Genomic DNA, 11,351 nt, shown 5'->3' on the forward strand with positions numbered 1-11,351 from the left:
GGGGCGTCCCCTGTGCGCTTCAAGCCGGGGTCAGATGCGACGGGCCAGTGCCGCTGCCATGCCGGTGTAGGTGTCTGGGGTGAGGGCGAGCAGGCGTTGTTTTTCCTCTTCCGGAAGCCCCAGTCCGGCGATGAACTGGGCGAGCGTCGCCCGGGTGATGCCGCTTTTGCCGCGGGTGAGGGCCTTGAGCTGTTCGTAGGGATTGGGCAGCCCATAACGGCGCATGACTGTCTGGATGGCCTCCGCCAGTACCTCCCAGTTGGCATCGAGGTCCGCTGCCAGGCGCTCTTCGTTGGCCTCCAGCTTAGCAAGACCCCGCAGGCAGGACTGTAAGCCCAGCAGTGTGTAACCCAGGGCAACGCCCATGTTGCGCAGCACCGTCGAGTCGCTGAGGTCCCGCTGCCAGCGGGAGATGGGAAGCTTTTCCGCCAGATGCCGCAGCAGCGCATTGGCCAGGCCCAGATTGCCCTCCGAGTTTTCGAAGTCGATGGGGTTGACCTTGTGCGGCATGGTGCTGGAGCCCACCTCGCCGGCCTTCACCTTCTGCTTGAAATAGCCCAGGGCGATATAGCCCCACACGTCGCGGTCGAGATCGATGAGGATGGTGTTCACCCGCGCCAGCGCATCGAACAGTTCCGCCATGTAATCGTGGGGCTCGATCTGGATGGTATAGGGATTGAAGGCGAGCCCCAGCCCTTCCACGAAACGGCGGGCGAAACTTTCCCAGTCGAAATCCGGATAAGCGGCGAGATGCGCGTTGTAATTGCCCACGGCGCCATTCATCTTGCCCAGCAGGGCAACTGAAGCCACGCCTTCCCGGGCGCGGCGCAGACGATGAACCACATTGGCGAACTCCTTGCCCACCGTGGTGGGCGAGGCGGGCTGACCGTGGGTGTGGGCGAGCATGGGCAGCGCCGCCCACGCGTGGGCAAGTTCGGTGAGCCGCTCAAGCAGCCGGTCGAGGGCCGGCAGCAGAACCTCGTCACGCCCCGCCTTCAACATCAGCGCGTGGGAGAGGTTGTTGATGTCTTCCGAGGTGCAGGCGAAATGAATGAACTCGGCCGCCCGCATCACCTCCGGATTGTCGGCGAGGCGCTGCTTCAGAAAATATTCGATGGCCTTGACGTCGTGATTGGTGACCGCCTCGATATCCTTGATGGCCTGAGCGTCCGCTTCGCTGAAGCCCTCCACCAGGGCATCCAATCGGGCGAGGGTGGCCGCGGAGAAGGCGGGCACCTCGGCAATCGCCGGTTCTGCGGCAAGCGCCTTGAGCCACTCGATTTCCACCCGCACCCGGTGCCGCATCAGACCGAATTCGGAGAACAGGGGTCGCAGCGGCGCCATGGCGGCGGCGTAGCGGCCATCGAGGGGCGAAAGCGCAGTGAGAGGGGAAAGGGTCATGTCAGTCCGTCGGTCGTGGGTTCGCTGCTCTGGTCGGTGGGGCCGCAACCCGCTTCAGGGCACCATCCCCGCGGGGCCGGCGTGTGGCCGGTGCGCGGCCACGGGCGCTTTGCCGGCAGGGCTGAAATCGTTATTTTAACCCATCGGCAGGCGCGAGCCCGCGGTCGCGGGCGGTGATTTTCACCAGCACGTAGCCCAGCGCCAGGTAATCCTGCACCTGCACGGGTCCTGCGGCGGAAACGTTCACGTATTCGGGAAAGGCCTCCGCCGCCACGCCGCGCCAGCCGGCGTGGGTCTCGCAGACATGGAGGGCGATGCCTTCCTCCTGCACCAGCTTTTGCACCCCCGCGTGAAGTTCCGGCTGCGCCGTCCGCTGCTCGCCGGTGAGGGCGAACATCTCCCGGCCATGGCTCACCACCGCGATAGGGAGCCCCGGAAAGCGCCCCCGGAGCCGGCGCGCCTGCTCCGCCACCCAGGGCACCGCCCAGGCCAAGGCGTGGGAATCCGCCGTGACGATTTCGAACACCACCCCCGCTGGGGCCCGCTCCGCGGCGAGGAGCCGCGCCACAACGGGATGGTCCGCCGCCCAAAGCGCGAGGGGCAGGAAGAGGGCCAAAAGGAGGAAGGGGATTCTTCCCATAAGCCATAAGCGCGGAGTGCTGGGTAGTGTGCCGAATTGTGTGCAAAACCGCCAGCAGTAGGAAGCGGGCGGGTGGGCATGGTAAAGGTTGATTAACGAAATCGATCTTGAACCCTGAAAGGATGGCGACCATGACGGCGAGGAAGAAGCATAAGACCAGACTGTTGGCGTTGGAAGCGGTGGCGCCGCGACCTGATGATGCGCTGCGATGTGCATTTCCTGTGCAATGCGCTGGACTCCCTGCTGCGCAAGGCGGACGATGATTGCCTGCAGGCGTTGCGCTGGATTGACGACCGGCGCGACATCTAGGAGGCCCAGCGCGAGCTGGCGGCGTGGGTCAGTCAATGGCAGGGCAAGTATCCGAAGCGGGTCGATTGGGTCGAGATGAACATCGGCAAGGCGACCTTCTACCGGCCCCGTGGGCCCACCACAAGCACATGAAGAGCACGAACATGCTCGAGCGGCTCAACAAGGAGATCAAGCGCCCACCCGGGTCATGCGCATCTTCCCCAATGCGGATGCCTGACTGCGGCTGATCCGTGCCCCGTGCGTCGAAACCCACGAGGCCTGGCTGGAGGATAGCCGCTACTTGAACATGATGCTGCTGTCAGAACAGAAGAAGGAGGCGTTGCGACTGGCCGCCTACAGCGCACCCCGTATCAACCTTTACCCATGACGCATATTTGCACGACTTGACAGACGCAAATGCCGAAAGCATAATTCGCCGGCTAGTATTACGGAACATTAATATTCCAATGGCCTGGCGGGTTCCTCGGCCCCCGGGCGTATAACGAGACCAAGCAGCCACCGTGACAGACCCCGCACCCCGTTCCAGGCCAGCGCCGCGATGGCGGCCAAGCCGCGCCGGCCTTTGGCTGGCGCTGGCCTGTCTGCTGTGGGGCGGGGGCGCGCCGGCCGCCCAGCAAGACGAGGCGCAGCGCCTGCTGGAGGAGCAGCGCATGCGTCAGCGCGAGGAACAACTGCAGCAGCCGCGCCCGAGCATCAAGCGCGAGGCTGCACCCGAGTTCGATCTGCGCGCCGAGCCGGCCGTCCTTCCCGAGACAGAACCCGCCTTCGCTATCCAGCGCATCGTGCTCAAGGGCGATCCCCTGCTCGATGCCGACGAGCAGGAAGCCATCCTGCGTCCCTTCACCGGCCTGCGCCTGGGCGAGAACCGCATCAATCTGCTGTTGCGGCGCCTGACCGCGGCGTTGATCGACAAGGGTTACGTCACCAGCCGCGCCTATCTCGGACCGCAGAACCTCGCGGGCGGGGTGCTCGAGGTCACGCTTGTGGCGGGGCGCATCGAAGCGGTGCAACTCGACGGCAAGCCGGTGACGGGCGGTGCCTGGGCGCCGCTGCCCTTCCGTCCCCAGCAGTGGCTGCGCCTGCCCGACCTGGAGCAGGGCATCGATCAGATCAATCGCCTGCCATCGAGCCAGGCGGAGATGCAGATTCTCCCGGGCGATGCCCCCGGCGGCAGCGTGGTGGCCATCCGCACCGCCGGGCGCACACCCTGGCGGCTCGCCCTCGGTGCCGACAACTATGGCCAGGACAGCACCGGCACCACGCGCGGCCGGGTGAGCCTGGAGGCGGACAACCCCTTTGGCCTGTTCGATGCCTGGACGCTCACCCACGTGCAAAGCCGCGACAGCAAGGCCTCGCTGCTGTCGGTGTCGGTCCCCTGGGGTTACTCCACCCTGTCCTACAGCTACACGCTCTCCGACTACCGCACGCCCATCCCGGGCGTGACCGTCATCGTGGGGGATTCCTCCAACCACACCCTTGGCCTCAACCGGGTGGTGCACCGCGACGCCGTGTCCAAGACCGCCCTCGACGTCGGCCTCACGTTGCGGCGCGCCCAACGGGACGTGGGCGGCCTCGCCCTCACGCCCCAGGACATGAGCGTGCTGCGTGTGGCGGCAAGCCGGCTGCGGCGCTGGGCGGGGGCCGATCTCAGCCTCGAGGCTGGCTACGTGCGCGGTCTCAAGCGCTTTGGTGCGGACGTGGATCTTGACGGACTGCCGGCCACCGCCCCCCATTCCCAATTCGAAAAACTCGATTTCAACCTGGCCGCCGTCCTGAATCTCTCGCCCACGCTCTCCTATCGGGGAACCCTGAGCGGCCAGCGTGCCCAGCGCGGCCTGCAAAGCTCCGAGCAAATCTTCATCGGCGGCGCCGCCACGGTGCGCGGGTTCAAGGAAGGCGCCCTCGCCGGCGACCGCGGCGCGTACACGCGCCACGAGCTCCACTTAACGGGCGCCGCCGGGACGGTGGCGGCCGTGCCCTATGTCTTCTACGACTACGGCCGCGTGCGGCTGATCGCCGACCCACAGTGGAAGGCGCTGGGCGCCGTCGGCGTCGGCGTGCGCCTCGCCTGGAAGGGCCTGAGCCTGGAAGCCAATGGCGCGCGTCCTGTCACCGCGCCGGATTCGGTGGAGCGGAAGAGCCGCCTGCACCTGAGCCTCAATTCCCAATTCTGACGTCCATCGAGGTCATGCCATGAAACGCCCCTCATCCCTCGTCCTGCTGATCCTTCTGGCCGTGTGCGCCCCCGCGACCCAGGCCAAGAGCAGCACCAAGGAACCCGTCGTGGCCAGGGTGAACGGCACGCCCATTTCCCAGGCCCGCTTCGAGCGCGCGCTGGCCCAGGCCAAGGCGATGGGCGCGGCCGACAGCGAAGCCCTGCGTGCCGCCATCAGGAACCAGCTCATCGCCCGCGAGCTGTTCCGGCAGCAGGCGGAGAAACAGAAATTGCACAACGATCCGCAGGTGCTGGAGGCGCGCGACAACGCCATGATCCAGCTCTACCTGCAACGGGAAATCAAGCCCGCGCCCGTCAGCGAAGAGCAGGTGCGCGCCCAGTACGACGCCATCGTCGCCTCCCTGGGCAGCCAGGAATACAAGGCGCGCCTGATCGAAGTCGCCGATGCGGCGCTTGCCGACACCCTCGCCGCCCAACTGAAAGCGGAGCCCGCCAGGTTCGCCGAGCTCGCCCAGACCCACAGCAGCGCACCCTCGGCGCAGCGGGGCGGCGAACTCGACTGGGTCTCCTTCCCGACCCCGGTGCAGGAGGGCAAGACCCAAGGCCTGCCGTTGCCCATCGCGCAAGCGCTGGCCGCCCTCGGCGCCGGCCAGGTGACCGAGCGGCCCATCGCCTTCAACGGCCGCTACTACCTCATCAAGCTCGACGAGGTGCGCCCCACCCAGGTGCCCGACTACGCCAAGGCCAGCGTCCCGCTGCGCGCCATGCTGGAGCGGCGCGCCCTGGAACAGGCCACGGCCGAGCTGGTGGTGCGCCTGATCAAGAACGCGAAGATCGAGATGCGCCAGTAAGCCGCCCGGGGAGGATTCGCCATGCACAGCAGCTCACCGTCGATTCTGCCCACGCCGCAGGAAGCTTCCGGCGAAACCCGCCTCGCCGCAGGCTTCATGTCCTTTAGCTTTTGCCTGCGCCGCCTGATTGCCGGCCTGATGTCCGTCTGGCTGGCGGTCTTGCCGCTGATCACCCTGCGCAATGCCTATGCCGGCCCGGTGGCGGATGCCGGTGCGCCGGCGGGCAATCGCCCTCAGGTGACCGCCACCCAATCCGGCCTGCCCCTGGTCAACATCGCCGCGCCCAACGCGGCGGGGATTTCCCACAACCGCTACCAGCGCTTCGATGTCGATCCCGTCGGCCTCATTCTCAACAACAGCACCCGCGCCGGGGCCTCGCAGCTGGGTGGGCAGATCGCGGCCAATCCCCATTTCAACGGCCGCGCGGCAAGCCTCATCGTCAACGAAGTCACCAGTGCCATTCCCAGCCATTTGAATGGCCCGCTGGCGGTGTTTGGTGAGCCGGCCCGGCTCATCATCGCCAACCCCAACGGCATCACCTGCAACGGCTGCGGCTTTCTCAACACCCCCCAGGTGAGCCTCACCACCGGCCGGGTGCAATTCCTCGACCGGCCAGGGGGGAGACTGACGACCCCCGAGCAGGGGGCGGCGGTGGTGTTCGATGTGCGCGGGGGCACCATCGCGATCGAGGGCCAGGGTCTGGCCTCGCCCCTGGCGCAGCTGGACCTCATCGCGCAGGGGCTCAACGTCAATGCGCCGGTCACCCTCTCCGGCGCCTTGAATCTCCTGGCCGGCCGGCAGACCGTGGCCGCGGATGACCTGAGCGTGAGCGCCAACGGCGCGGCCAACAGCCGGGCGGCCATCCAGGCCGACGACCCGACGGCCTCGGCGTTCGCCATCGACGCCAGTGTGCTCGGCGCCCTGACCGCCGGGCAGATCCGCATCGTCTCCACCGCCGCCGGCATGGGGGTCAGAAGCGATGCACGCCTGGCCGCCCAGGCTGGCGATCTCGTGATCCGCGCCGATGGGGAGGTGCGCCTGCGCCAGGGCACTGCCAGCCGCGACGTGGCCGTCGTGAGCGGCACCCTGAGCAATGCCGAACAGCTCGCGAGCGGGCGCGACCTGAGTGTGACCGTCACCGTCCTCGACAACCGCAACGGGCGCATGCTCGCCGGCGGCGACGCAAGTATGGTCACCGCCGCCCTCGACAATACCGGCGGCACCCTCCAGGCCGCGGGGCGGCTGGACATCGTCCTGCCCGGCGGGAGCATCGATCTTGCCGCGGCGGTCACCGGCACCCTGGCCGGCGGCGCGGGGCTCACCCTTGCCGCGCGGGAGATCCGCAACAGCGGCGCCTTTGCACACGCGGCGGCCCTTCGCCTTGCTGCCACCGATCAGATCAGCAACAGCGGCACGCTCACCGCTGGCGGTGATCTTGCCCTGCTGAGCGATACCCTGACCAACGATGGCCGGGTGGACGCGGCAGGCCGACTCCTCATCCAAGGCCACCTCACCAATGACGGCGTGCTGGTGGGGACAGACGTGGAATGGCGCTGTGCCGCGCCCTGCCGGAATGGTGGGGCGATGCTCGCGCGGCGCAACCTCGAGGGCGAGGTGGCGGGCCTCCTCCAGCCTGGCGGGCTGCTGTCGGCGGGGCAGGACATGCAGTTGAACCTGGCCGATGCCGACAACAGCGGTGGCCTCATCCAGGCTGGCCGGGACCTTCGTCTCAGCCTCGATGCCGGCAGCCCCGGGGGCACCCTGGGGGCGGGGCGGGATGTATGGCTTGGCTTCGACACCCTTCGCTGGGACCGGGGCAGTCTTGCTGCGGGGCGGGACCTGTGGCTTGAGGGGCGAAGCTTCGCGTTGCCCGCCGGCAGCCTGAGCGCGCCGCGGGACATGCACCTCGTCCTGGAAGGCGAGCTTGCCAACGCCGGTGCCCTGCTGGCCGGGCGCGACCTCAGGGTGACCGCGGCGAAGCTCACCAATACCGCGGGCGTGCTGGAAGCGGGGCAGGACCTCCTCATCGAAGCCGACGAGGTGCGCAACCAGCGCGGGCCCGTGATCAGCCGCTACACCAACTGGGGTGACTACCAGCCTCCGGGCTCCGTCAACTGCCGCTCCGACCACGGCTACTGCGAAAGCTGGCAGCAGATCGAATCCACCCCGGCGGCCATCCTGTCTGCGGCGCGCAACCTGAGTGTGCGCGCCCGGGCGCTTACCAATGATGCCAGCCTCATCACCGCTGGTGTAGCCATCGACATCCAAGCCGACACCTTCGACAACGTCGCGCGCACCCTCACCACCACCTGGCATGGCCACTGGCGGGAATGGCGGGGCTGGCTGCGGGGCTACAAGGACCACGACGACTGGGGGCTTACCGTCAGTGGCGGCACCCCGGCCGTGGTGGAAAGCGCGGGCGAGCTCTTTATCCACGCCACCACCCAGACCAACAGCGGCGTGCTCAGGGCGCAAAGCCTCTACCTGGGGGGAGACAGCCTCACCAACGGCCTGACCGACTACCGCTACCAGACCCCGGCGGCCCTCACCCCGCCCCCCGAGATCCGCCCCCTGGCGCCCCCGGTGGGGGCGGTGGCGAGCCCGGATCCCCACTACCTCTTCGCCAGCGGCGCGCGGCTTGCGCTGCTTATGCCGTCGGAAGAGACGGCGCATCCCTACTGGCTCGATCCCCTCCTGGAAAACCGCTGGCTCATGCAGGTGGCGGCCGACTACGGCTGGGGTGGGCACACCCTCTTGCGGGAGCGGCTGCTCGCCCAAGGACAGGCCTTTGCCAAGGCCGAGGGTCTGGCCTTGGGCGTGGCCCTGAGTGAAGCGCAGCGGGCGCGGCTTGCCGAACCGATCCTGTGGTATGTGGAAGAGACCGTCCCCGGCCCGGACGGAAACCCCTCCACCGCCCTGGTGCCGCGGCTGTATCTGCCGGAAGTGGGGCGGCAGACGCTGGCCCACTGGGCGTGGGGGAGTATCGAGGGCGGCCGCCTCCTCTGGCAGGGGCGGGAAGTGCGCAACACCGGCGTGATGGCGGCCGAAGCGGTGAGCATCGAGGCCAAGCGGCTTGCCAATGAAAAGCGCTCGGCCTCCGTGGGCGAGATCCGCCGCTATGGGGAAGGCGGCTACTGGCGCATCACCGGAGATACCGTCCAGCCCGGTGGCTTCATCACCGCGGCGCGGCTCGAGCTTGCGGTGGAGCGCATCGACAGCCTGTCAGGGGAGTTTTACGAAGACGGCGAGGAGCGCTCCGGGGTGCTTGCCGAAAGACTCGGGGAAGGCTTCCACTTCCAGCCAAACCGCGACCATCTCCAGACCGAATGGGTGCAGACCCGAAAGCAGAGTGGCTTGGAGCAGATCGCGGTGATGGCGGTGGCCCTCGCCGCGAGTGTCATCACCTATGGCGCCGCCTCGGAAGCGCTGTTCTGGACCATGGCCGAATCCAGCCTGTTTGCCGGGGCGAGCATTGGCACGCTGGAAGTCGCTGCGGCAGCGGGCGCGGGAGCGGCGGCGGCGATGGCGGGGAACGCGACCGCGCAGGTGCTGGCGACCGGGAGGCTCGATGCGGGCAACGTGCTGAGGTCCGGGCTGAGTGGGGCCATATCAGGGGCGTTGAGCGGCTATTATGGCAACAGCTACGGACTGAGCCGTCTGGCTGCGGAGGCTGCCGCCAGCTGTGTGGGTGCCGCCATGAACGGGGGGCAGTGTGGCGAGGGGGCGAAGTCGGCGTTTGTCACCGCGTCGCTGGCCTGGGCCGGGGCTGAGATGCGTCGGGCCATGATCGAGGATTCGAAGAAATTTGCGGGGATCTGCGATGCGCAAGGCAATTGTCTTGACAATAAATCCGGAACGAGCGTCGGGGTCAACGGAGACCGGTTCAAGCTGGCCGGGGGCCGCGTGAACTTGGATCTGTTATGTGATGGCCAAAGATGCGAGACTGACCCCGCCACCGGAGCGTGGATATTCGATGACAAGGGGTATGTCAAGCTGATGCCTACGGACCGCAAAGGCCTCCCGATTGAGCTACCTGGTCTGCTTGCCACCCATCCCGAGTGGCGAAGCCCAATGGGCGGTTGGCAAGGCGCTTTGGGCCGGTTCGCCTTTTTCGACTACACGCCAGGCAGTGCCTGGGATCGCATAGCCGAAGCGTATGCCGGCCCACATGACATGCTCAATAGCTTCATCTGGTATGACGGCGTGGGCAATATCAAAACAGGGGTTGAGGGAACGTTGCTCGGGCACATTGGAAACGTGATGAATTACGTGAATGTTTTGTTCGCAACCCCATTTGCGCTGGGAACGATAACACCGCAGGGAAGCATGAGTGCGATCACAAGTGGAATGCAAGGACCAAGAAGGCGATGAGGCATTTCGCTTTGGGAGTACTTCTCTTCGCTTTATGCGGCCTGAGCGGATGCCCCTCTGGCCCGGTGCGGATGGCAGACCTTGAATGGGACCCGCCACGTTTGTCCAAAGAAGATTGTCCCAACTTGAGTGGAACCTACAAGGACCGGGGCACGTTGCATAAGGTATTTACGGTCGGCTTACAGAAGGGTTTGTCAGACACGTCAGACGAAGAGCCGGTCGCGCGCGCGAAGGTCTTGAGAAACGTCGCGGGGCCTACGAGGACAGCTGACGAATTTTACGCGATATACCGCGTCTTCGAACAACGCGCGATTTTACAAATTCGTCACGACCCAGATGTGCTACAGGCGGTCTTGATGGATGAAGCGGGGGTCGTTTATCAGGAGATTACAGTAAGACTCGATACACCCCGCACCGGTTGTCACTCTGGCGCACTTATCTTGAGAAAAAAGATGGTCTACGCGAAAGGCGAGGGCAGTAGCGGTAGCGTAGACTTCGGCGAGGATGAAATCCGCAAGCTGCCTGATGGTAGTCTTGAGGTCGTCAGTCGGGACAGACATCAGGCGCGCAGTGTGCTGACCGGGGCCCCGTTGGGGCCGATTAGGATTGATCGCGAGGTAAAAAGGGTGTATCCCATAAGCCGGTCTGTAAAATGAACTGTGTCATCCCTTTTGACAAACTGGCGGTTCACCGCTGAAAGGAAGAGACACATGGCAAACACACCTGAGATACCGGACGCCCTGCTCAAGGACTGCAAGACCCCCGAAGATGTTGGATCGCTTTACAGCGCGCTTTTGCAGCGCGTCATCAATGACAGCCTTGACGCCGAGATGGATGCGTATCTGGCGGACCAGGCGTTCGGCGGCAACCGTCGCAACGTCAAGCTCGCCAAGACCGTCAAGGGCGACTTCGGCGAACTCGAAATCCATACCCCGCGTGACTGCGAAGGCAGCTTCGAGCCGCAGCTCGTCAACAAGCCCCAGATTCGTATGGCCGGCTGGAAGACAAGATTCTCGCGTTGTACGCCCGCGGCAACACCATGCGCGACATCGGGCAGCTGATGCGTGAACTGTACGGCATCGAGATTTATCATGCCGTCATCTCGCAGATCACCGATGGCGTGCTCGATGAGGTGCCGCCTGGCAGAACCCCCCGCTGGACCCAATCTACCCCATCGTCTGGCTCGACGGCATCGTGATCAAGGTGCATCACGGCAAGTAGGTCGTGAACAAATCCGTGCATATCGTGCTGGGCGTCAATCAAGCGGGCGAGAAAGAGGTGCTGGGTCTGTGGCTGGCCGAGAACGAAAGGGCAAGTTCTGGCTGTCGGTGCTGGCAGAGTTGAAACAGCGGGGGTGCAGGATAGCTACATCGCCTGCACGGATGGATTGAAGAGCTTGCCCGAGGCGGTGGCGGCGGTGTATCCGAAGACGCTCACGCAGCTGTGCATCGTGCATCTGGTGCGTGCCAGTCTGCGTTACGTAACAGCGACGGATGCCAAGGCGGTCGTCGCGGCGCTCAAGCGGACCAGCCCGGTGGCTTCATCACCGCGGCGCGGCTCGAGCTTGCGGTGGAGCGCATCGACAGCCTGTCAGGGGAGTTTT

General features: G+C 65.9%; 12 protein-coding genes. 10 read left to right on the forward strand and 2 right to left on the reverse strand.

All coding sequences use genetic code 11. From position 1 onward, the window contains the following. Nucleotides 1-30: 30 nt before the first annotated feature. Entirely contained in the window at nucleotides 31-1,401 is a 1,371-nt protein-coding gene (gene purB, locus K6T56_11630) for an adenylosuccinate lyase (protein MCL6556996.1), read from the reverse strand. 130 nt (nucleotides 1,402-1,531) lie between these two features. Continuing rightward, entirely contained in the window at nucleotides 1,532-2,041 is a 510-nt protein-coding gene (locus tag K6T56_11635; GenBank protein ID MCL6556997.1) for a DsrE family protein, read from the reverse strand. A gap of 195 nt (nucleotides 2,042-2,236) precedes the next feature. Between K6T56_11635 and K6T56_11640 the strand changes: the two genes are divergently transcribed. The 10 genes from K6T56_11640 to K6T56_11685 form a co-directional block, all read left to right on the forward strand. Next, nucleotides 2,237-2,350 carry a transposase gene (locus K6T56_11640; protein MCL6556998.1) on the forward strand — a complete coding sequence of 38 codons (114 nt, stop codon included), beginning with the start codon at nucleotides 2,237-2,239 and terminating at the stop codon, nucleotides 2,348-2,350. Between the two features lie 128 nt (nucleotides 2,351-2,478). Then, nucleotides 2,479-2,577, forward strand: coding sequence for a transposase (locus tag K6T56_11645; GenBank protein MCL6556999.1), 99 nt, complete (start codon nucleotides 2,479-2,481; stop codon nucleotides 2,575-2,577). A gap of 273 nt (nucleotides 2,578-2,850) precedes the next feature. Next, a complete protein-coding gene (locus tag K6T56_11650; protein MCL6557000.1) occupies nucleotides 2,851-4,524 on the forward strand; it encodes a ShlB/FhaC/HecB family hemolysin secretion/activation protein in 1,674 nt (557 codons plus the stop codon). A gap of 19 nt (nucleotides 4,525-4,543) precedes the next feature. Beyond that, nucleotides 4,544-5,377: a peptidyl-prolyl cis-trans isomerase gene (locus K6T56_11655; protein ID MCL6557001.1), complete on the forward strand. Its 834-nt coding sequence runs from the start codon at nucleotides 4,544-4,546 to the stop codon at nucleotides 5,375-5,377. A 21-nt stretch (nucleotides 5,378-5,398) separates the two neighbouring features. Continuing rightward, nucleotides 5,399-9,748: a filamentous hemagglutinin N-terminal domain-containing protein gene (locus K6T56_11660; GenBank protein ID MCL6557002.1), complete on the forward strand. Its 4,350-nt coding sequence runs from the start codon at nucleotides 5,399-5,401 to the stop codon at nucleotides 9,746-9,748. Nucleotides 9,749-9,873: 125 nt separating this feature from the next. Further along, entirely contained in the window at nucleotides 9,874-10,404 is a 531-nt protein-coding gene (locus tag K6T56_11665) for a hypothetical protein (protein ID MCL6557003.1), read from the forward strand. A 54-nt stretch (nucleotides 10,405-10,458) separates the two neighbouring features. Beyond that, on the forward strand, nucleotides 10,459-10,809 hold the full coding sequence (locus tag K6T56_11670) for a transposase (protein ID MCL6557004.1): 351 nt from the start codon (nucleotides 10,459-10,461) through the stop codon (nucleotides 10,807-10,809). After that, entirely contained in the window at nucleotides 10,767-10,946 is a 180-nt protein-coding gene (locus K6T56_11675; protein ID MCL6557005.1) for a hypothetical protein, read from the forward strand. The genes K6T56_11670 and K6T56_11675 overlap by 43 nt, the downstream gene beginning before the upstream one ends. Before the next feature lie 26 nt (nucleotides 10,947-10,972). Next, on the forward strand, nucleotides 10,973-11,092 hold the full coding sequence (locus K6T56_11680) for a transposase (protein ID MCL6557006.1): 120 nt from the start codon (nucleotides 10,973-10,975) through the stop codon (nucleotides 11,090-11,092). 10 nt (nucleotides 11,093-11,102) lie between these two features. Next, the coding region (locus K6T56_11685) for a transposase (GenBank protein ID MCL6557007.1) at nucleotides 11,103-11,351 on the forward strand (249 nt) is incomplete at its 3' end.

Source organism: Burkholderiales bacterium, from assembly GCA_023511995.1.
Lineage (GTDB): Bacteria > Pseudomonadota > Gammaproteobacteria > Burkholderiales > Thiobacteraceae > Thiobacter.

Excerpts from the sequence above, each read along its gene's own strand:
- K6T56_11655 (MCL6557001.1), top strand. The coding sequence starts at position 4,544 with ATGAAACGCCCCTCATCCCTCGTCCTGCTGATCCTTCTGGCCGTGTGC.
- K6T56_11640 (MCL6556998.1), top strand. The coding sequence starts at position 2,237 with ATGATGCGCTGCGATGTGCATTTCCTGTGCAATGCGCTGGACTCCCTG.
- K6T56_11635 (MCL6556997.1), bottom strand. The coding sequence starts at position 2,041 with ATGGGAAGAATCCCCTTCCTCCTTTTGGCCCTCTTCCTGCCCCTCGCG.
- K6T56_11645 (MCL6556999.1), top strand. The coding sequence starts at position 2,479 with ATGAAGAGCACGAACATGCTCGAGCGGCTCAACAAGGAGATCAAGCGC.
- purB (MCL6556996.1), bottom strand. The coding sequence starts at position 1,401 with ATGACCCTTTCCCCTCTCACTGCGCTTTCGCCCCTCGATGGCCGCTAC.
- K6T56_11670 (MCL6557004.1), top strand. The coding sequence starts at position 10,459 with ATGGCAAACACACCTGAGATACCGGACGCCCTGCTCAAGGACTGCAAG.
- K6T56_11660 (MCL6557002.1), top strand. The coding sequence starts at position 5,399 with ATGCACAGCAGCTCACCGTCGATTCTGCCCACGCCGCAGGAAGCTTCC.